Here is a 22,270-nt window from a genome sequence, read left to right on the forward strand (position 1 = left end):
GATCGAACCGACAAAACCGCCGCCCCGCCCGTGTTTATCGAGGCCGAAGCCTCAGCTCAACGCCTTGCGATTGAAGTCGCGCAAACGGAAGCCCATCAACAGCAACATGCCGAAATACGAGACCACGCCAGCCCCTACCAGAGCGCCCAGCCGCAGGAATCGCTCAAGCATGTGGCCCTGATCCCAGGCCGGCATAAAGTGCATTCCGGCCAGCAACACCGCAGACATCACCGCAACCGCGACCACCAGTTTGCCGCCAAACTTCGCCCAGCCTGGTTGCGGCTGATACATCTGCTGCTTGCGCAGTTGATAGAACAGCAGCCCGGCGTTGATGCAGGCACCAACGCTGATCGCCAGCGCCAGACCGGCGTGGGCCAGCGGGCCGATCAGCACCAGGTTGAACAACTGCGTGACGACCAACGTGAAAATCGCGATTTTCACCGGGGTACGGATGTTTTGTTGCGCATAAAAGCCTGGCGCCAGCACTTTGATCACAATAATTCCGAGCAAACCGACCGAATAGGCGATCAGCGCCCGCTGGGTCATGGAGGCATCAAAGGCACTGAACTGGCCGTACTGGAACAGCGAAACCGTCAGCGGCTCGGCCAGAATCCCCAGCGCCAGCGAGCACGGCAACACCAGCATGAAGCACAGGCGCAGGCCCCAATCGAGAATCCGCGAATACTCGGCGCGGTCCTTGCTGGCATAGGTCTTGGCCAGGGTCGGCAGCAGAATCGTGCCCAACGCCACGCCCAGGACCCCGGATGGCAATTCCATCAAGCGGTCGGCGTAATACATCCAGGACACGGAACCGGCAACCAGGAACGAGGCAAAAATGGTGTTGATGATCAGCGAAATCTGACTCACCGAAACGCCGAGAATCGCCGGCAGCATTTGTTTCATGACCCGCCAGACACCGCTGTCGCGCAGGTTCAGGCGCGGCAGCACCAGCATGCCGATTTTTTTCAGGTGCGGCAGCTGGTAAAGCAATTGTGCCAGGCCACCTGCCAGGACCGCCCAGCCCAGGGCCATGACCGGTGGATCGAAGTACGGCGTCAGGAACACCGAAAAGATGATCATGCTGACGTTGAGCAAGGTCGGCACGAAGGCCGGCACCGAGAAGCGGTTATAGGTGTTGAGAATCGCCCCGGCCAACGAAGACAGGGAGATCAGCAATATATAAGGAAAGGTCACCCGCAACAGGTTGGCGGTCAGCTCGAATTTTTCCGGGGTGTCGGTAAAACCTGGCGCGGTCGCCCAGATTACCCATGGCGCCGCGAGCATGCCCAATGCAGTGACCAGGGCGAGCACCAGCGTCAGCAGACCGGAGACGTAGGCAACAAAAGTGCGCGTCGCCTCTTCGCCCTTCTGGTTTTTATATTCGGCAAGAATCGGCACGAACGCCTGGGAAAAAGCCCCTTCGGCGAAGATCCGGCGCAGCAGATTGGGCAGTTTGAAGGCGATGAAGAAGGCGTCCGTCGCCATCCCCGCGCCAAATGTACGCGCAATGAGGGTGTCACGGACGAACCCCAGAATCCGGGAAAGCATCGTGATAGAGCTGACGGCGGCCAACGATTTGAGCAGATTCATTGAAAGAGTTTGTGCCTGTCGATAAACAGCAGGCGAACAACGCGCCCACTTATGCGATACTCCGCGCCGCAGCAGCACAGAGCCAAAGCTCGCGAGTTTACAGGTCAAGCGCCGGAAATAAATATCCCGCCTCTTTATACCTACCACTTAGCGGAACGTCTCAACCGCCCTTGACAAGACATCAACTCATCGGCATGATTCGCGGCCTATTTTGTTTGCTATTTCCTAAAAAGTCTTTCGAGGAGCTCGACGGTGGCCAACACACCTTCCGCCAAAAAACGTGCAAAACAGGCTGAGAAGCGTCGCAGCCACAACGCCAGCCTGCGTTCCATGGTTCGTACCTACATCAAGAATGTAGTTAAAGCCATCGACGCAAAAGACGCTGAAAAAGCTCAAGCTGCTTACGTTCTGGCCGTGCCAGTTATCGACCGTATGGCCGATAAAGGCATCATCCACAAGAACAAGGCTGCTCGTCATAAGAGCCGCCTGAACGGTCACGTCAAGGCTCTGAACCTTGCTGTTGCCGCATAAGCGATAAGCTTGTTGAAAAACCGACCCCAGGGTCGGTTTTTTATTGCCTGTGATTTGGCAAACACAGGACAAAAAAATGTGGGAGCGAGCCTGCTCGCGATGAGTGACTAACATTCAACATCTCTGCTGAATGAAAGTCCGCTATCGCGAGCAGGCTCGCTCCCACAATTTGGATCTTTGCTAGCTTATTGAGCGTGCGTCCACGGCAGAATCGGAATCGCCGTCACCGCATTCTGAGGGCTGCCCTCGATCAAGCGATCGCTGTAGACCAGGTACACCAGCGTATTGCGCTTCTTGTCGAGGAACCGCACCACCTGCATGGTCTTGAACACCAGCGAGGTGCGCTCCTTGAACACCTCTTCACCATCCTTCAACTCGCCCTTGAAGTTGATCGGACCCACCTGACGACAGGCGATAGACGCTTCAGCGCGATCCTCAGCCAGGCCCAGACCACCCTTCACGCCACCCGTCTTGGCGCGCGACAGGTAGCACGTCACGCCCTCCACCTTCGGATCGTCAAATGCCTCGACCACGATGCGGTCATTCGGGCCGACGAACTTGAACACCGTCGACACCTGGCCAATCTCCTCGGCCGAGGCCAGCAACGGCATTACCAACAGCAGACCCAACAATCCTTTTGTCACGCGCATTCAGGTATTCCTTCAGACCAGGATCAGGTTATCGCGGTGAACCAGTTCCGGCTCCGCCATGTAACCCAACAGACCGACAATCGCCTCAGACGACTGACCGATGATTTTCTGCGCTTCCAGCGCGCTGTAGTTGGCCAGGCCACGGGCGATCTCACGACCGTCCGGCGCCACACACACCACCATTTCGCCGCGACGGAAACTGCCCTGGACCAGCTTGACGCCGACCGGCAGCAGGCTTTTGTTGCCTTGGGACAACGCCGTCACCGCGCCCGCATCCAGCACCAGCGTGCCGCGGGTTTGCAAATGGCCGGCCAGCCATTGTTTGCGCGCTGCCAGCATGCCGCGCTCAGGCGACAGCAAGGTGCCGATACGCTCGCCCGCCTTCAGGCGATCCAGGACACGCTCGAGGCGTCCACCAACGATGATGGTGTGCGCACCGGAACGCGCCGCCAGACGCGCCGCGCGCAACTTGGTTTGCATGCCGCCGCGCCCCAACGCACCGCCGGTACCACCCGCCACGGCGTCCAGCGCCGGGTCATCGGCGCGCGCTTCGTAAATCAGCTTGGCATCGGGATTGTTGCGCGGATCGGCATCGAACATGCCGTCGCGATCCGTCAGGATCACCAGCAAATCAGCTTCGACCAGGTTGGCCACCAGCGCCGCCAGCGTGTCGTTGTCACCGAAACGGATTTCATCCGTCACCACCGTGTCGTTTTCGTTGATCACCGGGATCACTTTCAACTCGACCAAGGCACGCAAGGTGCTGCGGGCGTTCAGGTAGCGCTTGCGGTCGGACAGGTCGTCGTGCGTCAGGAGAATCTGCGCGGTATGCCGGCCATGCTCGGCAAAGCTCGATTCCCAGGCCTGAACCAGGCCCATCTGACCGATGGCGGCCGCCGCCTGCAACTCGTGCATCGCACTGGGTCGTACGGTCCAGCCCAGACGGCTCATGCCCGCTGCCACCGCCCCGGAGGACACCAGCACCAGCTCAACGCCCGCCTCATGCAAGGCCACCATCTGCTCAACCCAGACACCCATTGCCGCGCGATCCAGGCCCTTGCCGTCCGCCGTCAGCAAAGCGCTGCCGATTTTCACGACCCAACGCTGCGCACCTGTCACCTTGCTCCGCATCATCTTCAACCTTAGCTTGAGGACAGCGCGACCCAGCGCTGCCCGTAACGTTATTCGTGACTACCGATTTCCAGATACCAAAACGCCGCTCAATTGAGCGGCGCTTAAGTTTACTGCAACGAATCAGTCGCGCACGTAAATGATTTCCGGACCGTCCTCATCATCCACGTCTTCCTCGTCCCAATCATCGTCGCCGATGTCATGGACCGACTTCACGCCGCTGCGACGCAGTGCACGCTGGTCGTCCAGGGCTTGCAACTGAGCACGGGCTTCGTCTTCGATGCGCTGATCGAGATCGGCCAGCTCTTCCTTGTAAGCCGGGTCGTTCGCCAGGCGATCGGCACGATCTTCCATGTAACGCATGATGTCGTGACACAGACGCTCGGTGCCCAACTTGGAAATGGCAGAGATCACGTAAACCGGACCGGTCCACTCCAGGCGATCGACGATTTCCTTGACGCGAGCATCGTGCTCTTCTTCAAGGATCTGGTCGCACTTGTTCAGCACCAGCCAACGATCACGCTCAGCCAGGGACGGGCTGAACTTGGTCAGTTCGCTGACGATCACTTCGGCAGCATCCGGGGCACTGGTGTCGTCAAGCGGCGCCATGTCCACGAGGTGCAGCAGCAAACGGGTACGCGACAAGTGCTTGAGGAAGCGAATCCCCAGGCCTGCACCATCGGAAGCGCCTTCGATCAGGCCCGGAATGTCCGCGACCACGAAGCTCTTCCAGCGATCGACGCTGACCACGCCCAGGTTCGGCACCAGCGTGGTGAACGGGTAGTCGGCGACTTTCGGCTTGGCGGCCGACACCGAGCGGATGAAGGTACTTTTGCCCGCATTCGGCAAGCCCAGCAGACCCACGTCCGCCAACACTTTCATTTCCAGTTTCAGGTCACGCGCCTCACCCGGCTTGCCCGGAGTGGTCTGACGCGGAGCGCGGTTGGTACTGGATTTGAAACGGGTGTTGCCCAGGCCGTGCCAGCCGCCGTGAGCCACCAGCAGTTTCTGGCCAGCCTTGGTCAGGTCGCCGATCACTTCCTGGGTGGCCGCATCGATGACAGTCGTGCCGACCGGAACACGCAACACCAGCTCTTCACCTTTCTTGCCGGTGCAGTCGGTGCTGCCGCCGTTGGAGCCGCGCTCGGCATCGAAGTGCCGGGTGTAACGGTAGTCCACCAGGGTGTTGAGGTTTTCATCGGCGATCATGTACACCGAACCGCCATCACCACCGTCACCGCCGTTCGGGCCACCGTTTTCGATGAATTTCTCGCGACGGAAGCTCATGCAACCGTTGCCGCCGTCGCCGGCCTTTACTCGAATCGATACTTCATCAACAAACTTCATAACAAAACGCCTCTCGCCATACGGACGAGCCGAAAAAATCTAGACATAAGACTCTTGCAAAAATGAGCGCAGCGACCTCAATCAACGACCGCAAATCCAGCGCTGGAGCCCATTACAAACAGCTTTGCAAGAGACTCACCCCACAAACGAAAAAGCCCCGTCGCAAGACAGGGCTTTTCCAGCAACCACGTAATTATGCCGCGACGACTTCAGTCTTCGGGACAATGCTTACGTAACGACGACCGAAGGCGCCCTTTACTTCGAACTTGATCACGCCGTCGATTTTAGCGAACAGAGTGTGATCTTTACCCATGCCAACACCGTAACCGGCGTGGAATTGGGTGCCGCGCTGACGCACGATGATGTTGCCCGGAATGATAACCTGGCCGCCATACATCTTCACGCCAAGGCGTTTGGCTTCTGAGTCGCGACCGTTACGGGTACTACCACCAGCTTTTTTGTGTGCCATGAGTTCAATTCTCCTAGTGAGGAATTAGGCTGAAATTAAGCCTGAATACCGGTGATTTTGATCTCGGTGTACCACTGGCGGTGGCCCATACGCTTCATGTGGTGCTTACGACGACGGAACTTGATGATGCGGACTTTATCGTGACGACCTTGGGAGATCACTTCAGCCACAACGGTAGCGCCAGCAACAACTGGAGCGCCGATATTCACGTCATCGCCATTGGCGACCAACAGAACGCGATCAAAAGTTACGGATTCGCCGGTAGCGATTTCCAGTTTTTCAATCTTCAGGTATTCACCTGGGGCGACTTTGTACTGCTTGCCACCAGTAACGATTACTGCGTACGACATGGTATTTCTCCGATAATCCTGCTCACCCAGCTCTTTATAAGAAGAGGTATTGGCTGGCATGGCTGCATAAGGCTGGAAGGCCTGTTTGCAATTGCGTAAGGCAGGTGCTGCCCAGGAAGTTCAGGGTGCGCGATTGTACGCAAGCTGCCGGGGCGATGCAAGAGGCCGTCCATCGTGCCTTGACACCCGCCGACGTGGGTCCTAGCATGCCGCGCAACCCTTCTGGAGCAACTGTCGCTGATGCAACCCCAAGCTTTCTACCGCGCGGTGGCGGACGATTTTAGCGCCGTCGACGGCATCATCAAGAAGCAGCTGACTTCCCGAGTGCCGCTGGTATCGAAAATCGGCGACTACATTACCTCGGCTGGCGGAAAACGCCTGCGTCCTTTATTAGTGCTGTTGTGTGGCAAGGCCCTTGGCCGCGAAGGCGACGACCTGCGTCTGCTGGCCGCGACCATCGAGTTCCTGCACACCGCCACCCTGCTGCATGACGACGTGGTCGACATGTCCGGCATGCGCCGTGGCCGCTCGACCGCCAATGCCATGTGGGGCAACGCTCCGAGTGTGCTGGTGGGCGACTTCCTGTATTCGCGTTCCTTCGAAATGATGGTCGAACTGGGCTCCATGCCGGTGATGAAAATCCTTTCGCAGGCCACGCGCATCATCGCCGAAGGCGAAGTGTTGCAGCTGTCGAAGGTCCGCGACGCCAGCACCACCGAAGAAACCTACATGGAAGTCATCCGCGGCAAGACCGCGATGCTCTTCGAAGCTTCGACCCACAGTGCTGCAGCCCTCTGCGAAGCCACTCCGGAACAGGCAGAAGCCCTGCGCACCTTTGGTGATCACCTGGGCGTGGCTTTCCAACTGGTGGACGACCTGCTGGACTACAAGGGCGATGCGGAAACCCTGGGCAAGAACGTCGGCGACGACCTGGCTGAAGGCAAGCCGACCCTGCCACTGATCTACACCATGCGCGAAGGTACGCCGGAACAGGCGGCACTGGTGCGAAAGGCGATTCAGAAAGGTGGCATCGAGGACCTCGAAAGCATCCGCGAGGCCGTTGAAGCGTCCGGTTCCCTTGAGTACACCGCGCAACTGGCCCGTGATTATGTGGCCCGTGCGATCAAATGCCTCGATGCGCTGCCTGCCAGCGAATACCGCGATGCATTGGTGGAATTGAGCGAGTTCGCAGTAGCCCGCACACACTAAAAGCAAGATTAAAAGATCGCAGCCTTCGGCAGCTCCTACGGGCGGACACAAAACCCCGCAGGAGCTGCCGAAGGCTGCGATCTTTTGCTGTCAGCTCCCTCGCCCGAAAAAACCCTATATAATGTGCGCTTTTTAGCGATCCTGAATCCAAGGAGCTTTAGTGAGCACGTTGCCACCCTGCCCGAAATGCAATTCCGAATACACTTACGAAGACGGCGCTCAGCTGATCTGCCCCGAGTGCGCCCACGAGTGGTCCGCCAGCGGCGAAGCTGAAGCAGCGTCCGACGACACCGTGAAAAAAGATTCCGTAGGCAACGTCCTGCAGGACGGCGACACCATCACCGTGATCAAGGACCTCAAGGTCAAAGGCACGTCGCTGGTGGTCAAGGTTGGCACCAAGGTCAAGAACATCCGCCTGTGCGATGGCGACCACGACATCGACTGCAAGATCGACGGCATCGGGCCGATGAAGCTCAAATCCGAGTTCGTCAGAAAAGTCTGAGCCGTCTGCAATCCATCCCGCGCCCTGCGTGGGATGGTGCTTCGCCCTCCTCCGCTTCGCCCAGCAATCCCTGGCAATAGCCAAACGCCAGCCGTTTTGACCTTACGCAATCTTTACCCGGAAAAAACCGCAAACCGCCAATAGGCCCTTGCTATTTGACGAATAAGAATTATTCTCATTGGAACAACCCAATGGAGATGAGAACCATGACTTATTTGATCGATGCCTGGCTGGACCGCCCACACCCATACCTCAGGATCCTGCATCGGGAAACCGGGGAAGTCTGCGCGGTGCTTGAAGAGGAAGCCTTGAACGAGTTGCAGGATCAGGGTGATCTGGACGTCAACGGCCTGAGTTCCAGCGAGCCGGTGGTGCTCAAGGAACTGGTACGCAATCTGTTTCTGTTCTGCTATGCCCGGGCGTTGCGCCCGACCAGTGAGCTGCACAACAAGCTTGAAGTATGAATAGCGCCGTAAAAACTGTGGGGCCAGCCTGCTGGCGAGGGTATCAACGCGGTCTTGAAGAAACCCGGTCGCTCCCATCGCCAGCAGGCTGGCTCCCACATTAGACCGTCATGGTGACAGCCCAGACCTTACAGAACGTCGAGCAGCTCGACGTCGAAGACCAGTACGCTGTGCGGCGGAATGCTGCCAACGCCTTGAGCGCCGTAAGCCAGTTCGCTCGGCACGTACAGGCGCCATTTGCTGCCGGCGTTCATCAGTTGCAGGGCTTCGGTCCAGCCAGCGATCACGCCGCCAACCGGAAACTCTGCTGGCTGACCACGATCGTAGGAGCTGTCGAACACAGTGCCGTCGATCAGGGTGCCGTGGTAGTGAGTACGCACGGTGTCTTCACGGGATGGCTTGGCGCCTTCGCCGGCAGTCAGCACTTCGAATTGCAGACCGGAAGCCAGGGTAGTGATGCCATCGCGCTTGGCGTTTTCAGCCAGGAATGCCAGGCCTTCGCCAGCAGCCGCTTCAGCTTTGGCAGCCGCTTCGGCTTGCATGATTTCGCGAATAACCTTGAAGCTCGCGGACATTTCTTCCTGACCCACACGGCTTGGCTTGCCGGCGAACGCGTCGGTCAGGCCTGCGAGGATCGCGTCCAGGCTAACGCCCGGCGGCGGGTTGTCGCGCAGTTGGTCGCCCAGCTGACGGCCAATACCGTAGCTGACGCGGGTTTCGTCGGTGGACAGATTTACTTCGGACATGACACTGCTCCGCTGTGCGGACGGCCCTGGAACTTGCCGTGCGTGCACAGCGCGTCCCGGAGCGCCCGGAACCAAAAGGGCCAGCAGACTAGCACAGATGTCGCTGCGCTGATGAGGGCTGTCAGCGCAGCCCTGTTGTACGGAAAGAGATCGGCACCTTCAGACTTTCTCCAGCACTGCCGCCCAGACCGCACATTTCGTCATGAACCGAGGTATGCACCAGGTTGAACGGCAAGCTGGGGCAGGCATGGAGTATTTCGCGTGCATGCTCGACCGAGCGCAGGTGAAACATCTGGCCGCGAGCGTCGCTCAAGGGGTACGCCGCGCCATGCATGCGCGCTTCCAGCAGGTAGATTCCACCTTCCATGGAGATCAGGTTCAACTCATCGACCTTCCCGGCGATGGCATAAGCATTCAGCTCTTGCAGGTTCATGAACGCACCTCACACAGTGGCGAGCCAACATCCTTACAGGCATAGGCCTCACTGCATCAAAGCACAAGCCACAAACGACACCGCCCGTCTGTTTCGCAACGGACGGGCGGTGTAAAAAAGGCAAAAACGCAGCAATCAGTGCTTGGTCAGCTTATCCAGATACCCCATGGCAAAGGCCGACACCACGAAAGTCATGTGAATGATCACGTACCACTTCAAATGCTCGGGATCGACGTTTTTGGCGTCCATGAAGATCCGCAACAGATGGATCGATGAAATCGCCACGATGGACGCCGCGACCTTCATCTTCAACGAAGACGAATCCATGGTGCCCAGCCAGTTGAGTTTTTCCTTGCTGTCGTCGATATCCAGTTGAGAGACGAAGTTCTCGTAACCGGAAATCATCACCATCACCAGCAAACCACCCACCAGTGCCATGTCGATCAACGACAGCAGCACCAGGATCAGGTCCGACTCAGCCATCGAGAACACGTTGGGAATGACGTGGAAGACTTCCTGGAAGAATTTCAGCGCCAGAGCCAGCAGACCGAGGGACAGGCCGAAGTAGATCGGCGCCAACAGCCAGCGGGAGGCGTACATTGCATTTTCGATAAAGCGTTCCATTGAATCTCACATGTGGACTGGAAATGGCCGCGAGTATACCAGCCACCTGTTACAGCCAGAAACCATCGGGAAATCCGCCACCTGCACGTGTGTCACAAGGTTTTTCTGCTAGTGTCCAAACCATTGACAGCTCAGCGACAGCGGACAGGAAGACGGGAAATGGGTGTGCGATTGCCTTTGATGAGCGCCGGGGTTTGCCTGGCCGTGCTGATGAGCGGCTGCTCGCCCAGCGATGACAAACGCCAGGTCAGCCTCGAGGAAAAAACCGCGCAGTTCGAGAAGGCCCTGGATGCCATTCAGGACCCGAAACTCAAGGATATCGTGGCCGAACTGGGTGGTTCGCTGCTGTTGCTCGAGCGCGCACAACTCAAACTCGACAGCAAACCCGTGGTCACCGAGTACGGTGAAGACGTCCTTGCGGTGCTCAAGCACTATCCCACGCCCCAGGCGCTGGTCGACACGTACATCAACGGCCTGATCGTGTTGCACAAGGACTCCAGCTCCGACTACCTGACCGACCTGCAGCCAGTGTTCCCCTTCAACTTCGACATTCCGGCCGCGTTTCTCTTTCCCCATGGCCTGGAATGGCAGTCGGTGACCCTGAGCAACAAACGCGTGATCGCGTTCCAGCCGGAATGGTCGGAAACCGACCCCGGCATTCAGCTAAGCCCGTCGAGCTCCAACCTGACCAACCCCGATGACCTGACAGTGACTTATCCGTTCATCGATGGCCTTGACGTCGACAACAAGCACCAACCGCAGCCGGTCAGCCTGCAAGGCAAAGTGGAAGTCATCGCACCCCGCAGGCTTTATAGCTTCGACCTGACAAAAAAGGACGTGGGCCAGACCCGCACCAACGACAACCTCAGCGTCACCTTGCTTAAACTGACAAACAACTACGCCGAGATCGAATTCAACAACAGCGCACCGCTGGCGCCCGAGGTGGGCGGAACGCCGCTCAACCCGCTGATCGTCCAGGCCAAAGACACCACCGGGCAATTTCTTTCGCGCGCCGGCTCGATCAACGAAACCGCCGCGCAAATTGCCTTTTTTCAACAACAGCTCGCAAAAATGCAGCAACAAAAGGCCTGGAGCGAAACGTTCGAAAAACAACTCTATGAAGAGCAACGCGCTTTTGAAAAGCAGCAAAAAAACCATTACTCCAAGGTGTACTTCAACGGGCCGATCGAGACCCTTGAAGTCAGCCTGCTCGACTTCTCGGCGGTCACGGTCACACGCAAGGACCTGGACCTGCCAGTCCGTCGCTTCGACCAGCACACCACCGATAAAACCATCCAGCCACTGACCTTGCCGGTGGTGGTGTACGACGATCAGGCCCCGACCTGGCTCAAAGGTGCGACGCTGACTGAGGAACAACTGAAAAAGAGCGTCAGCATCCGTCAAGCGGTGGAAGATCCTAGCGCGGCGCGCATCGAATTCGACCACGCCCAAAGTTTCAACGATGAATTGCTGGGGACGTCCTTCAACCCCGGGGACAGCCCGGTCAGCTTCTTTACCGAGGACAGCAGCGGTCAACGCGATGAGCCGATCGAGTTACCGCCGGAGGCGTTTCAGATCGATCCTCTGCGCGGCATCATCACCTACGATCTGAACCTGTTTGCGCAAACGCCGGCCTACGCGGTGGGCTCCATGCCGCTGTTCCTGGCGACGGTCGACAAGCAGACACTCGATGCCCACCAACTGCCCAAAGGCCTGGAATTGAAAGGCAATGCGCTGGTGGTTGATCTGAAGCTGTTTCCCGCCCAGGACTGGCGCTTTTTCGCCAGGGACGATAGCGGTCACTATCTCAAGGAGATTCTTTCGGTCATTCACGACGCGAGCGCAGAAGGCCCGGCGTTATTCGGTGTGCATTACTTCTATGGCCAGCCCACTCATCTGGAAACCTATCAGCGAACCGACCTCACCACCGTGCAATACGGCTTCGAGGTCAAGCTCGACAAGGCTGACACGTCCAGCCTTGACCAATAGCCTTCTCAATGGTCGGGGCGAAACTCGAAGCCGCCCAGGTTGCGGCAACGGCCACCATTGATTTCCCGCAGCTGGGCTTGCAGGTGCAGGCACCAGATTTGTGGATCGTCGGCCAGTTCGTAGCCGTGCAGGGTCAGGCTTTCAACAATGGTGTCGAGGATTGATTCAGCCACGAAAGGGCCATGAAACGGGCCCTGGGCCTTGATGGCTGACGGTTGTTCGCCGGCCATTCCGGCGGCAAACAGCAAGGTCCACATGCCCGTATCGCCAGCCAATGGCTTGATGGCGCATTCGATACGGGTCACAAGACCCAGGCATTGACGGGTGAGGCAGAGGTTGCGCGACATGGCGGCGACCCTCGTTAGATCCGGTATTCAGCCCCCACGGGAGAGCTGTCTCGATCCAGTGATTACTGTCGATATCCTTGAGCTCAGAATAGAAGAAAAGTCTGACCAGCACGTCAACTGAGACCAGAAGGCGCCGAATGGTCATTGTGTGAATATTGACGTCAGAGTGATGGCACTTTTTCAGGACTCATCCAATACAAATGTAGGAGCGGGCTTGCTCGCGATTGCGGACTGACACTCAACATCTTCGTTGAATGTGAAGCCCTCATCGCGAGCAGGCTCGCTCCCACAGTTTTGTTGCGCGTCAGGCCGGCTTGGCTTCGACCAAGGCTTCCTGCGCAGCTTCTTTCTCGGCCTCTTTCAGGTCTTCTTCGCTGATCATTTCCGCGATCACCCGCAAGCGCTCCACCACCCGCGCATTCACACTGCCCTCAGGGAATTCGCCATTTTCATCCGGCGCACCGGCAGGCTCGCCCACCAACAGGCTCAGCGCTTCGTCAGCCTGGCGCACTGCGTAAACGTGGAATTGACCTGCGCGCACGGCTGCCAATACCTTCTCATCGAGCATCAGCGTCGCCACGTTGGCGTGGGGAATGATCGCCCCCTGCTCGCCGGTCAGCCCACGAGCTTCGCAGAGACGGAAGAAGCCTTCGATCTTCTCGTTGACCCCGCCTACCGCCTGCACTTCACCGAACTGGTTGATCGAACCGGTGATGGCAAAGCACTGCTTGAGCGGCGTTTTCGACAAGGCCGAGATCAACGTGCACGCTTCACCCAGCGACGCACTGTCGCCATCGACGTAACCATAGGACTGCTCCAGCGCGATACTCGCGGAAATCGCCAGCGGGAATTCCTGGGCGTAACGGCTGCCCAGATACCCGGTGAGGATCATCACGCCTTTGGAGTGAATCGGCTGGCCGAGGTTGACTTCGCGTTCGATGTCGACAATGCCGCTGCCGCCCGGATAGACCGTGGCGGAAATCCGTGCCGGCACACCGAACGCCGAGTCACCGACCTCCAGCACCGTCAGCCCGTTGCACTTGCCGACTGCCGCGCCATCGGTGTCGATCAGGATGATCCCGGCCAGCATGTCATCGAGAATCCGCGCCGAAACACGCCCGGTGCGGGTGGCCTTGGCTTTAAGCGCACGCTCGATATGCCCGGCGTCGGTCATTTCGTCGCCCGCCAGATGACGAATGAAATCCGCCTCGCTGACCAGTTGGAACAGATCGCCGATCCGCGCCGACAAACGCCCCTGATGCTCGGCCAGACGCGCGCTGTACGTCGCCAGACGCGCCACCGCGTCGGCGGTCAGCGGCGCCATGCCTTCTTCGGAGGTGCGGGTTTTCAGTAGCTGGGCGAACTGTTCCAGGCTCTCGTCGACCATCGGGATGTCTTCGTCGAAATCCACCAGGACGCGGAACATCTCCTGGAAGTCCGGATCGAGGTCTTGCAGCGTGTAGTACAGCTGTCGGGCACCGATGATGACGACTTTGACCTGCAACGGAATGTGCTGCGGTGTCAGGGTCACGGTGGCCAGGCGGCCCAACTCGCCCAGCGGCGATTCCATTTTCAGCTTGCGCGATTGCAGGGCGCGCTTGAGCGCATCCCACACAAACGGTTCGCTGAGCATTTTTTCCGCTTCGAGGATCAGAAAGCCGCCGTTGGCACGGTGCAGCGCGCCCGGGCGCAGTTGACGATACGTCGTGTAGAGCGCGCCCTGATCGGTGCTGTATTCGATGCGGCCAAACAGGTTTTCGTAAGTCGGGTGCGGTTCGAACACCACCGGCGCACCGCCGCTGGCCGAATGACCGACCATCAGGCTCGGCGCGTATTGCTCTTCCAGCATCTTGCGGGCAACGGCGTCGGCTTTGCTGTCGTCCACCAGTTGCTCGACCACGGTTTTCAGCAGATAGACCTGCATCGCCTGCAGGTAACCGCACACCGCCGCGTTCTCGGCGTATTTCTCCGACAGCGGCGACAACAATGGTTGCAAGGCCAGGGTGATGGTTTCTTCGTTGAGGTGGCGCAGTTGATTGCTCGACTCGCGCTTCCATTGCGGCAGGCTGGCGAGCTCTTCGTTCAGGCGCTCTTCCAGACCGGAAATGTCATCGTGAAAACGCTCGCGATCGGCTTCCGGCAACTGGGCGAATTCCGCTTCATCCAATGCCTTTCCTTCGCTCATCGGGGTAAACGCGATGTTGCTGGCATCGCGGTAAAGTGCGACTTCTTTCTCCAGCGCCAGGCGTTCGATGATGTCCAGCGCCTTGTCGTAGCGCTGGTTGAAAGCCCGGTCGATGGCGCTTTTCTTCTGCTGGTAGGACGGGTGTTCGAATACGGCCGGAAACGTCGCCAGCAGGTTGTCGATCAGCGCGTTGATATCACCGATGAACGCGCCAGCGGTGCCCGAGGGCAATTCCAGGGCGCGGGGTTCACGGGGCTCATCGAAGTTGTTGACGTAGACCCAGTCCGCCGGGGTCTGCAGGCGTTTGCCTTCGGCTTTCAGGTAGCGTTTGACGAACGAAAACCGGCCGGTGCCAGGCTCGCCCATGACGAAGACGTTGTAACCGGGGCGTGGCATGGCCACACCGAACTGCAAGGCTTCGACCGCACGTTCCTGGCCAAGCACACCGCGGAAAGGCTCCAGATCATTGGTGGTAGAGAAGCTGAACTGTTCAGCGGAAAACGGACGGGTCAGCGCTTCGGGCGCTAGACGCAAGCTGGCAGCAACAGGATCAGGCATCGGGCTTCCTTACATCAGGCGGGGCAGATAGCGGCATTCTGGCGCTGCCTGTACCCCACTGGCAAGGCGCGCCTTTAGCCAAAGCATAGCTAAACTGCTATCCCCAGGCGGACCGGGTCTAAATCAACGTTTTCAACGAATATTTCGCAAAATGTCACGGAACCCTTGGAACGTGCCTAAACTCCAAACTGCGCGGCTGGAACAATAACCGGCCCACTGGCGCCAGATCGGGCCAGACCCCTTGTCCATTGGTATGCACATAAAGAGAACAAAGCTATGAAACGGATTCTTCTCGGTACTCTCTTCACCGCTGTATCCCTCAATGCCATGGCTCAGGCGCCAGGCGGCCCGGATTGCGGTTGGGGCAACATGCTGTTCGAAGGTCAGCGTGGCACCCCGGCTCACTTCCTGGCATCCACCACCAACGGCACTTCCGGCAACGCAACCTTCGGTATGACCTCCGGTACCAACGGTTGCTCGACTAATGCGTCGCTGACCTATGGCGGCAAATCCTGGATTGCCATGAATGGCATGATGAACGAGCTGTCCGAAGACATGGCCAAGGGTCAGGGCGAAGCGCTGACCACTTACGCCGTGGTACTGGGCGTGGCGCCGGAAGACCGTGCGCACTTCGCCGCCGTCACTCATGAGCACTTCCAGCAGATCTTCAGCAAGGCTGACGTGACCGCTGACGACGTGCATACCAACACCCTGGCCGTTCTGAAGAGCGATCCACGTCTGGCCAAGTACGCCACTCAAGCTTAAGCTCGACCCGCCCGTTCCTTTCGGGGAGCGGGTTTTGTTTTTTGGACCTGCCCCTTTTTTTGGGTCTTTATTCTCGAATCTCTAAGTTGCCCACTATGCTCAAACGCCTTGCCTGGCTGGCGCTCTGTGTCTGCGCCCCGCTGTCCGCCGCGCCACACATCGACAATCAACGTTTGCAGCAACTGGCCAATGACCCCTTCTGGATTTCCCTCGGTCATTACGAAACCGCCAAACTGGGCGGCTGGCGCAGCTATGTCAGCGACAGGAAATTCTTCCTGGCGCCCGACGGCAACGAACATCCCGACCGTGAACTGGCCGCCACCGTGCAAGCGCTGTACGCCCCGGCCAGTGCCGGCGAGCAACACGCGCAGTGCGTCTATCCGGCCCGTACTCGCTGGCTGAAAGCACAACTCAATCTGACCGACCTGCCTTCCCTGGACTGCGCCGAGTTCAAGCAATGGTTCAAGGATGTCTCACCCCATAGCGCGGTGATGATTTTCCCGGCGGCCTATCTGAACAGCCCGTCATCGATGTTCGGCCATACGTTGCTACGGATCGATCAGGCGGGTGTGCAGAGCGACAAGACATCACTGCTCAGCTACGCGATCAATTTCGGCGCCTACATCGAAGGCTCGGACAACAGCATCCTCTACGCCTGGAAAGGGTTGATGGGCGGCTATCCGGGCCTGTTTGCGCTGGTGCCGTATCAGGAAAAACTCTCGGAATACCGCAGCCTCGAAAACCGCGACCTGTGGGAATACCGGCTGAACCTGACGCAGCAAGAAACCGAGCGCATGGTCGAGCATGTCTGGGAGCTCAAGCAGATCCAGTTCGATTATTTCTTCTTCGACGAAAACTGCTCCTATCGCCTGCTGGAATTACTGCAAGTGGCGCGTCCGAGTTTGCGCCTGACCGAACAATTCCCGCTGACCGCGATTCCAACCGACACCGTCAAAGCCGTCAAAGAAGCCGGTCTGGTGGAGTCGATTGAGTATCGTCCGTCCCGCGAGCGTGAGCTGCTGAGCCGCGCCGAACCGTTGAATCCTGAAGAGCAGCAGTGGGTGCTGAAAGTCAGCGCCGACCAGAAAAAATTGCAGGAGCCAGCATTCAAGGCGCAATCGCGCGAGCGTCAGGCGCTGATCATCGACGCGGCTTACCGACTGGAACGCTACCGCGCCAACGGCCAGGAGCGCGACCCGCAACGGGCCCAACGCAGTTTCGAATTGCTGCGGGCGATCAACCAGAACCCGCCCCCCGAGCTGAACATTCCCCAACCCGGCCTGCCTGAAGACGGCCATGAATCGCGCACCTGGCAAGCCGGCATCGGCACCCGGGGCGACAAGGCGTTTGGTGAATATGGCCTGCGCATGGCCTATCACGACCTCAACGACAACTCGGAAAGCTTCCCCCTCGGCGCGCAGATTGAAATCCTGCAGATGAAACTGCGCCAGTACGAAGGCAATCAATGGCAGTTGCAGCAACTGGACCTGGCGACCATTCGCTCCCTGACACCGCGTAATGAGTTGTTGCAGCCGCTGTCGTGGCAAGTCACGGGCGGCCTTGAGCGCGTACCGGGCAAACATGACGATGAAACCCTGGTCAGCCACGTCAACGGCGGTGGCGGCGGCACCTGGCAGTTGAGCGAGGACATGCTCGGTTTCGCCTTGGGCACGGTGCGCGTCGAGCACAACAATGACTTTGCCGGTTTCATCGCTCCGGCGGCGGGTTTCAACAGCGGCGTGCTGTGGAAGAACCCGCTGGGCAACTTCAGCCTTGAGGCCAAGGGAGATTTCTTCACCAATGGCGAAGTGCGTCGTAGCGTGAGCCTGAACCAGCAGTGGGAATTGTCGCGCAACCTCGGTTTGCGCCTGAGTGCACAGCGTGAATTCAGCCACCTCGCCTCCCCTGAAAACGAAGTGATGCTTGAGGTGAAGTGGTATCACTACTGACTCAGAAGCACTTGCTCCCCTGTGATGTTGAATGGATTTTTCACAGAGCGACTACAAACGCCTCACGAATCCACTCCTAGACTTCACGTATAGGCCGTCGCACGGCCGGGAGTCCGAGATGTGGCGTTGTGTAGGTATGGTGGTTGTGTTGATGTCGATCGCGGGCTGCCAGACCACCCATGAAGATTTGATTGCCAAAGGATATCCACCGGCCTTCGCCGACGGCTTCGACGACGGCTGCAGCAGTGGCCGACAAGCTGCCGGGGCGATCACCGGTGAATTTCGCAAGAACGTGCCGCGTTATCTCAAGGACAAGCAATACGCTGAAGGCTGGAGCGATGGTTTTCGCCAATGCCAGGCCATGCGCGAAAGCGAAGATCGCGAGGACTATCGCAGCCACCATTGGGACGAGCGTGAAAGAGCCTGGCAGCACCAGAAAGACCAGGACGCCGCCCGTGCGTTTCGCTCGCAATGAGTCGCTTCCAGACATCCGCCGAAACTAAAAGACAGTGACCATGGCCCAAACCCTATAACGGGAGAAAACCATGAGTCGCGCCTTCGTCAATGAAGATAACGCTGCTGCGCAAGCCGATCAGCCAGTCGAACGGCAGGTCAGCGCGCAGCCCAATTACGTCACCCCCGCCGGACTTGCCCAGTTGCAGGCGAAAGTCGCCGAGCTGCAACAGTTGCACAGCGACCAGTCCGCCATGGGCGAGCAGGCCGACAAGCAGCGCCAGGCTGACCTTGAGCGGGATTTGAGGTATTTCAATCAGCGCCTGCAAAGCGCTCAGGTGGTGACGCCCGCCACCTCAACGCAAAAGGTGCAGATCGGCAGCCGGGTAACGTTCGCCGACGAACACAGCGCCGAGCAAACCGTGCAACTGGTCGGCGAGGACCAGGCCGATGCGGCGGCGGGCCTGATCAACTGGGGTTCGCCGCTGGGCCGGGCATTGCTCGGGGCGCAGCTCGGCGACGAGGTGTTGTGGCAACGCCCGGCGGGCAATCAGATGATCGAAATCATCCGCATCGAACCGGCTTAAACCACGCCTTGGGCGAGCATGGCGTCAGCGACTTTGACGAAGCCGGCGATGTTCGCGCCTTTGACATAGTTGATGCGACCGTTCTCTTCGCCGTAGTGCACACAGGCGTGGTGGATCGACTGCATGATCCCGTGGAGCTTGCTGTCCACTTCACCCCCGGTCCACAACAGGCGCATCGCGTTCTGTGACATCTCCAGCCCGCTCACCGCCACACCACCGGCATTGGACGCCTTGCCCGGCGCGAACAGGATTCCCGCCTCGATGAACAGGTCCACGGCCTCAAGGGTGGTTGGCATGTTCGCGCCTTCTGCCACACAGAGGCAGCCGTTGCGAAGCAATGTGCGAGCAGCCTCGGCATTCAGCTCGTTTTGCGTCGCGCATGGCAGCGCGATGTCGCACGCCAGGTTCCAGGGGTGCTGGCCGGCGCGAAACTCCAGGCCGAAGCGACTGGCCAACTCGCCGATCCGTCCACGCTTGACGTTTTTCAACTCCAGCAGCGCCAGCCATTGCTCTTCGGTCAAACCGCTTTCGCAGTGCAGCATACCTTCGGAATCCGAGAGCGAAATCACCTTGCCGCCCAGGTCCATGACCTTGCGTGCCGCGTACTGTGCAACGTTGCCCGAACCCGAAATCGCAACGCGTTTGCCTTCGACGGTTTCACCGTTGCGTTTGAGCATTTCCTCAGCAAAGTACACGCAGCCGAAACCGGTCGCTTCTGGGCGAATCAGGCTGCCGCCATAGCTCGGGCCCTTGCCGGTCAATACGCTGGTGAACTGGTTGCTCAGGCGCTTGTACTGGCCGAACAGGAAACCGATCTCGCGGGCCCCCACGCCGATATCGCCGGCCGGCACGTCAACATCTGCACCGATGTGACGGTACAGTTCGCTCATGAATGCCTGGCAGAAGCGCATGACTTCAGCGTCGCTTTTGCCTTTCGGGTCGAAGTCCGAGCCACCCTTGCCGCCCCCCATGGGCAACGAGGTCAGGGAGTTCTTGAAGGTTTGTTCGAAGGCGAGAAATTTCAGTACGCCGAGGTTGACCGAAGGATGGAAACGCAAGCCGCCCTTGTACGGACCGATTGCACTGTTCATCTGCACCCGGAAACCGCGATTGACCTGCACCTTGCCCTGATCGTCGACCCAGGAAACCCGGAAGACAATGGCCCGCTCCGGTTCGCACATCCGCTCCAGGATCCCGGAGGTCAGATAATGCGGATTGGCTTCAAGAAACGGCCACAGGCTGCGCAGGACTTCTTCCACAGCCTGATGGAATTCAGGTTGATCCGGGTCGCGTTTTTTCAGTCGGACAAGGAAGGTTTCGACGGATTCGATCATGGAAAAGTCTCGGTAAAATTTATTATCGTTGGAGAAGATTGAGCCGGACTTTAGCAAACGGAATGCGCACCACGACAGCGCAAAATGTCGCAGTTATGAAATTAAATGGTGCGCTGGATATAAATAATGCGTGTTTAAGCCGTTCGTCGCACCTAAACAGGGATTCACAATTCAAGTATTGCACCGTCATGGAGATCACTTTCGCGAGCAAGGCGCGCCGCGGTCTTTCTGAGGCCCATAAAAAAACGGAGCCCCGAAGGCTCCGTTTTTTTTCATGCGACCAACCCGATATCAGGCCAGTTTTTTGTGCCGTACACGATGCGGCTGGGCAGCCGCTTCGCCGAGGCGTTTTTTCCGATCGGCTTCGTACTCGGTGTAGTTGCCTTCGAAGAACACCGCTTGCGAGTCGTCTTCGTACGCCAGGATATGCGTCGCCACACGGTCAAGGAACCACCGATCGTGAGAGATCACAATGGCGGCGCCCGGGAAGTCCAATAGGGCTTCTTCGAGGGAACGCAGGGTTTCAACGTCGAGGTCGTTGGACGGTTCGTCGAGCAGCAGGACGTTGCCACCCTCCTTCAGGGTCAGGGCCAGGTGCAAGCGACCGCGCTCACCACCGGACAGGTCCTTGACGAACTTCTGCTGATCGCCGCCCTTGAAGTTGAAGCGACCGACGTAGGTACGCGACGGAATCTCGTAGTTGCCGATGCGGATCTGGTCCGAACCGTCGGAGATCTGCTGGAACACGGTCTTGCTGCCGTCCAGGTCTTCGCGGCTCTGGTCGACGCACGCCAGTTGCACGGTTTCGCCGACTTCGATGCTGCCCGAATCCGGGGTTTCCTTGCCCATCAGCATGCGGAACAGGGTCGATTTACCGGCACCGTTACCGCCGATCACGCCCACGATGGCGCCCTTCGGCATCGAGAACGACAGGTTGTCGATCAACACGCGATCGCCGTAGCCCTTGGTGACGTTCTTGAACTCGATGACCTTGTCACCCAAGCGCGGACCGGCCGGGATGTAGATCTCGTTGGTTTCCGAACGCTTCTGGAATTCCTGCGATTGCATTTCTTCGAAGCGTTGCAGACGTGCCTTGGATTTGGACTGGCGGGCCTTGGCGCCTTTGCGCACCCACTCCAGTTCTTCCTTCATGGCTTTTTCGTGGGCCGACTGCTGCTTGGATTCGGCCGCCAGACGATCGGACTTGGCTTCGAGCCAACCGGAATAGTTGCCCTCGTAAGGAATGCCCGCGCCACGGTCGAGTTCCAGAATCCAGCCGGCAACGTTGTCCAGGAAGTAACGGTCGTGCGTGATCGCAACGACGGTGCCCGGGAAGTCGTGGAGGAAATGCTCCAGCCAAGCGACGGAGTCAGCATCCAGGTGGTTGGTCGGTTCGTCGAGCAGCAGCATGTCGGGGGCGGACAGCAGCAGGCGGCACAGGGCTACACGACGCTTTTCACCACCGGAGAGGAATTCGACCTTGGCGTCCCAGGCCGGCAGGCGCAACGCATCGGCGGCGACTTCCAGTTGGCGATCCAGGTTATGACCGTCGCTGGCTTGCAGGATGGCTTCGAGCTTGGCCTGTTCGGCTGCCAGCTTGTCGAAGTCGGCATCTTCATCAGCGTAAGCCGCGTAGACCTCGTCCAGGCGCGCCTGGGCGTTCTTGATCACGCTGACCGCTTCCTCGACCACTTCACGCACGGTTTTGGTCGGGTCCAGGATCGGCTCTTGCGGCAGGTAACCGATGTTCAGCTCCGGCATCGGACGGGCTTCGCCCTCGAACTCGGTGTCGACGCCGGCCATGATTTTCAACAGCGTGGATTTACCCGAACCGTTAAGGCCGAGCACGCCGATCTTGGCGCCAGGGAAGAAGGACAGCGAAATGTTTTTCAGGATTTCCCGCTTCGGCGGAACAACTTTGCCCAGCCGATGCATGGTGAAGACGTATTGAGCCATGGAGAACCTTGGGTCAGTGACAGATGAATGATTAGGGCGCAGGCGATGCCTGGCCAGGCCGTGCGCGTCGCCCGATTGAAAGCTATCAATATGTGCGCGCT

The 22,270-nt window shown here is 58.7% G+C and carries 22 protein-coding genes; 9 read left to right on the forward strand and 13 right to left on the reverse strand.

Features of this window, described 5'->3' with window-relative positions:
• Nucleotides 1–51: 51 nt before the first annotated feature.
• Nucleotides 52–1,590 carry a murein biosynthesis integral membrane protein MurJ gene (murJ, locus tag ACM6I5_RS00130; protein WP_414882974.1) on the reverse strand — a complete coding sequence of 513 codons (1,539 nt, stop codon included), beginning with the start codon at nucleotides 1,588–1,590 and terminating at the stop codon, nucleotides 52–54.
• A 252-nt stretch (nucleotides 1,591–1,842) separates the two neighbouring features.
• Between murJ and rpsT the strand changes: the two genes are divergently transcribed.
• Nucleotides 1,843–2,121, forward strand: a complete 279-nt coding sequence (gene rpsT, locus ACM6I5_RS00135) for a 30S ribosomal protein S20 (RefSeq protein ID WP_008154937.1) — start codon at nucleotides 1,843–1,845, stop codon at nucleotides 2,119–2,121.
• A gap of 185 nt (nucleotides 2,122–2,306) precedes the next feature.
• Here the strand turns inward: rpsT and ACM6I5_RS00140 are convergent, their stop codons facing one another.
• From ACM6I5_RS00140 to rplU, 5 genes are all read right to left on the reverse strand, one after another.
• Nucleotides 2,307–2,771 (reverse strand): CreA family protein, encoded by a 465-nt coding sequence (locus ACM6I5_RS00140; RefSeq protein WP_017340856.1) that lies wholly within the window; start codon nucleotides 2,769–2,771, stop codon nucleotides 2,307–2,309.
• Between the two features lie 12 nt (nucleotides 2,772–2,783).
• Complete coding sequence (proB, locus tag ACM6I5_RS00145; RefSeq protein ID WP_017340857.1) at nucleotides 2,784–3,902, reverse strand: glutamate 5-kinase; 1,119 nt, start codon at nucleotides 3,900–3,902, stop codon at nucleotides 2,784–2,786.
• Nucleotides 3,903–4,025: 123 nt separating this feature from the next.
• Entirely contained in the window at nucleotides 4,026–5,249 is a 1,224-nt protein-coding gene (gene cgtA / locus ACM6I5_RS00150; RefSeq protein WP_017340858.1) for an Obg family GTPase CgtA, read from the reverse strand.
• A gap of 193 nt (nucleotides 5,250–5,442) precedes the next feature.
• Complete coding sequence (gene rpmA / locus ACM6I5_RS00155; protein WP_017340859.1) at nucleotides 5,443–5,718, reverse strand: 50S ribosomal protein L27; 276 nt, start codon at nucleotides 5,716–5,718, stop codon at nucleotides 5,443–5,445.
• A gap of 35 nt (nucleotides 5,719–5,753) precedes the next feature.
• Entirely contained in the window at nucleotides 5,754–6,068 is a 315-nt protein-coding gene (gene rplU, locus ACM6I5_RS00160; RefSeq protein WP_003176051.1) for a 50S ribosomal protein L21, read from the reverse strand.
• A gap of 240 nt (nucleotides 6,069–6,308) precedes the next feature.
• On the opposite strand from rplU, the gene ACM6I5_RS00165 reads away from it, so the two are divergent.
• From ACM6I5_RS00165 to ACM6I5_RS00175, 3 genes are all read left to right on the forward strand, one after another.
• Complete coding sequence (locus ACM6I5_RS00165) at nucleotides 6,309–7,277, forward strand: polyprenyl synthetase family protein (protein ID WP_017340860.1); 969 nt, start codon at nucleotides 6,309–6,311, stop codon at nucleotides 7,275–7,277.
• A gap of 160 nt (nucleotides 7,278–7,437) precedes the next feature.
• Nucleotides 7,438–7,779, forward strand: coding sequence for a zinc ribbon domain-containing protein YjdM (locus ACM6I5_RS00170; protein ID WP_010467527.1), 342 nt, complete (start codon nucleotides 7,438–7,440; stop codon nucleotides 7,777–7,779).
• A gap of 206 nt (nucleotides 7,780–7,985) precedes the next feature.
• Nucleotides 7,986–8,243, forward strand: coding sequence for a hypothetical protein (locus tag ACM6I5_RS00175; RefSeq protein ID WP_017340862.1), 258 nt, complete (start codon nucleotides 7,986–7,988; stop codon nucleotides 8,241–8,243).
• 128 nt (nucleotides 8,244–8,371) lie between these two features.
• On the opposite strand, the gene ACM6I5_RS00180 is transcribed toward ACM6I5_RS00175, so the two are convergent.
• The 3 genes from ACM6I5_RS00180 to ACM6I5_RS00190 all read right to left on the reverse strand — a co-directional run bounded on the left by ACM6I5_RS00180 (nucleotide 8,372) and on the right by ACM6I5_RS00190 (nucleotide 10,046).
• The gene (locus ACM6I5_RS00180) at nucleotides 8,372–8,989 is read right to left on the reverse strand and encodes an FKBP-type peptidyl-prolyl cis-trans isomerase (RefSeq protein WP_017340863.1); all 618 of its coding nucleotides are present in this window, start codon (nucleotides 8,987–8,989) and stop codon (nucleotides 8,372–8,374) included.
• Between the two features lie 121 nt (nucleotides 8,990–9,110).
• Nucleotides 9,111–9,422, reverse strand: a complete 312-nt coding sequence (locus tag ACM6I5_RS00185) for a DUF6482 family protein (RefSeq protein ID WP_017340864.1) — start codon at nucleotides 9,420–9,422, stop codon at nucleotides 9,111–9,113.
• A gap of 135 nt (nucleotides 9,423–9,557) precedes the next feature.
• A complete protein-coding gene (locus tag ACM6I5_RS00190; protein ID WP_007943976.1) occupies nucleotides 9,558–10,046 on the reverse strand; it encodes a TIGR00645 family protein in 489 nt (162 codons plus the stop codon).
• Nucleotides 10,047–10,205: 159 nt separating this feature from the next.
• On the opposite strand from ACM6I5_RS00190, the gene ACM6I5_RS00195 reads away from it, so the two are divergent.
• The gene (locus ACM6I5_RS00195) at nucleotides 10,206–12,035 is read left to right on the forward strand and encodes a hypothetical protein (RefSeq protein WP_414882975.1); all 1,830 of its coding nucleotides are present in this window, start codon (nucleotides 10,206–10,208) and stop codon (nucleotides 12,033–12,035) included.
• Nucleotides 12,036–12,040: 5 nt separating this feature from the next.
• Here the strand turns inward: ACM6I5_RS00195 and ACM6I5_RS00200 are convergent, their stop codons facing one another.
• Together ACM6I5_RS00200 and ACM6I5_RS00205 are read right to left on the reverse strand one after the other, a co-directional pair.
• Complete coding sequence (locus ACM6I5_RS00200; protein ID WP_017340866.1) at nucleotides 12,041–12,382, reverse strand: hypothetical protein; 342 nt, start codon at nucleotides 12,380–12,382, stop codon at nucleotides 12,041–12,043.
• Between the two features lie 304 nt (nucleotides 12,383–12,686).
• Nucleotides 12,687–15,125 (reverse strand): Lon protease family protein, encoded by a 2,439-nt coding sequence (locus tag ACM6I5_RS00205; RefSeq protein WP_017340867.1) that lies wholly within the window; start codon nucleotides 15,123–15,125, stop codon nucleotides 12,687–12,689.
• 276 nt (nucleotides 15,126–15,401) lie between these two features.
• Here ACM6I5_RS00205 and ACM6I5_RS00210 point away from each other — a divergent pair, with 276 nt between their 5' ends.
• The 4 genes from ACM6I5_RS00210 (at nucleotide 15,402) to ACM6I5_RS00225 (ending at nucleotide 18,879) form a co-directional block, all read left to right on the forward strand.
• Complete coding sequence (locus ACM6I5_RS00210; RefSeq protein ID WP_017340868.1) at nucleotides 15,402–15,890, forward strand: DUF3015 domain-containing protein; 489 nt, start codon at nucleotides 15,402–15,404, stop codon at nucleotides 15,888–15,890.
• Between the two features lie 95 nt (nucleotides 15,891–15,985).
• On the forward strand, nucleotides 15,986–17,839 hold the full coding sequence (locus ACM6I5_RS00215; RefSeq protein WP_414882976.1) for a DUF4105 domain-containing protein: 1,854 nt from the start codon (nucleotides 15,986–15,988) through the stop codon (nucleotides 17,837–17,839).
• A gap of 118 nt (nucleotides 17,840–17,957) precedes the next feature.
• On the forward strand, nucleotides 17,958–18,314 hold the full coding sequence (locus ACM6I5_RS00220; RefSeq protein ID WP_017340870.1) for a hypothetical protein: 357 nt from the start codon (nucleotides 17,958–17,960) through the stop codon (nucleotides 18,312–18,314).
• A gap of 70 nt (nucleotides 18,315–18,384) precedes the next feature.
• Complete coding sequence (locus ACM6I5_RS00225) at nucleotides 18,385–18,879, forward strand: GreA/GreB family elongation factor (protein ID WP_017340871.1); 495 nt, start codon at nucleotides 18,385–18,387, stop codon at nucleotides 18,877–18,879.
• Here ACM6I5_RS00225 and gdhA read toward each other — a convergent pair.
• Both gdhA and ettA read right to left on the reverse strand, forming a co-directional pair.
• Nucleotides 18,876–20,213, reverse strand: coding sequence for an NADP-specific glutamate dehydrogenase (gene gdhA, locus ACM6I5_RS00230; protein WP_414882977.1), 1,338 nt, complete (start codon nucleotides 20,211–20,213; stop codon nucleotides 18,876–18,878). The genes ACM6I5_RS00225 and gdhA overlap by 4 nt on opposite strands.
• A 291-nt stretch (nucleotides 20,214–20,504) precedes the next feature.
• Complete coding sequence (gene ettA / locus ACM6I5_RS00235) at nucleotides 20,505–22,169, reverse strand: energy-dependent translational throttle protein EttA (RefSeq protein WP_017340873.1); 1,665 nt, start codon at nucleotides 22,167–22,169, stop codon at nucleotides 20,505–20,507.
• Between the last annotated feature and the right edge of the window lie 101 nt (nucleotides 22,170–22,270).

The sequence above is a fragment of the Pseudomonas sp. IT-P171 genome (genome assembly GCF_949767765.1).
In the GTDB taxonomy this organism is placed as follows: Bacteria; Pseudomonadota; Gammaproteobacteria; order Pseudomonadales; family Pseudomonadaceae; genus Aquipseudomonas; species Aquipseudomonas fluorescens_B.

Excerpts from the sequence above, each read along its gene's own strand:
- proB (WP_017340857.1), bottom strand. The coding sequence starts at position 3,902 with ATGCGGAGCAAGGTGACAGGTGCGCAGCGTTGGGTCGTGAAAATCGGC.
- ACM6I5_RS00195 (WP_414882975.1), top strand. The coding sequence starts at position 10,206 with ATGGGTGTGCGATTGCCTTTGATGAGCGCCGGGGTTTGCCTGGCCGTG.
- ACM6I5_RS00180 (WP_017340863.1), bottom strand. The coding sequence starts at position 8,989 with ATGTCCGAAGTAAATCTGTCCACCGACGAAACCCGCGTCAGCTACGGT.
- ACM6I5_RS00175 (WP_017340862.1), top strand. The coding sequence starts at position 7,986 with ATGACTTATTTGATCGATGCCTGGCTGGACCGCCCACACCCATACCTC.
- ACM6I5_RS00165 (WP_017340860.1), top strand. The coding sequence starts at position 6,309 with ATGCAACCCCAAGCTTTCTACCGCGCGGTGGCGGACGATTTTAGCGCC.
- ACM6I5_RS00205 (WP_017340867.1), bottom strand. The coding sequence starts at position 15,125 with ATGCCTGATCCTGTTGCTGCCAGCTTGCGTCTAGCGCCCGAAGCGCTG.
- ACM6I5_RS00200 (WP_017340866.1), bottom strand. The coding sequence starts at position 12,382 with ATGTCGCGCAACCTCTGCCTCACCCGTCAATGCCTGGGTCTTGTGACC.
- gdhA (WP_414882977.1), bottom strand. The coding sequence starts at position 20,213 with ATGATCGAATCCGTCGAAACCTTCCTTGTCCGACTGAAAAAACGCGAC.
- ACM6I5_RS00210 (WP_017340868.1), top strand. The coding sequence starts at position 15,402 with ATGAAACGGATTCTTCTCGGTACTCTCTTCACCGCTGTATCCCTCAAT.
- murJ (WP_414882974.1), bottom strand. The coding sequence starts at position 1,590 with ATGAATCTGCTCAAATCGTTGGCCGCCGTCAGCTCTATCACGATGCTT.
- rplU (WP_003176051.1), bottom strand. The coding sequence starts at position 6,068 with ATGTCGTACGCAGTAATCGTTACTGGTGGCAAGCAGTACAAAGTCGCC.
- ACM6I5_RS00225 (WP_017340871.1), top strand. The coding sequence starts at position 18,385 with ATGAGTCGCGCCTTCGTCAATGAAGATAACGCTGCTGCGCAAGCCGAT.
- cgtA (WP_017340858.1), bottom strand. The coding sequence starts at position 5,249 with ATGAAGTTTGTTGATGAAGTATCGATTCGAGTAAAGGCCGGCGACGGC.
- ACM6I5_RS00220 (WP_017340870.1), top strand. The coding sequence starts at position 17,958 with ATGTGGCGTTGTGTAGGTATGGTGGTTGTGTTGATGTCGATCGCGGGC.
- ACM6I5_RS00190 (WP_007943976.1), bottom strand. The coding sequence starts at position 10,046 with ATGGAACGCTTTATCGAAAATGCAATGTACGCCTCCCGCTGGCTGTTG.
- rpmA (WP_017340859.1), bottom strand. The coding sequence starts at position 5,718 with ATGGCACACAAAAAAGCTGGTGGTAGTACCCGTAACGGTCGCGACTCA.
- ettA (WP_017340873.1), bottom strand. The coding sequence starts at position 22,169 with ATGGCTCAATACGTCTTCACCATGCATCGGCTGGGCAAAGTTGTTCCG.
- ACM6I5_RS00140 (WP_017340856.1), bottom strand. The coding sequence starts at position 2,771 with ATGCGCGTGACAAAAGGATTGTTGGGTCTGCTGTTGGTAATGCCGTTG.
- ACM6I5_RS00185 (WP_017340864.1), bottom strand. The coding sequence starts at position 9,422 with ATGAACCTGCAAGAGCTGAATGCTTATGCCATCGCCGGGAAGGTCGAT.
- ACM6I5_RS00215 (WP_414882976.1), top strand. The coding sequence starts at position 15,986 with ATGCTCAAACGCCTTGCCTGGCTGGCGCTCTGTGTCTGCGCCCCGCTG.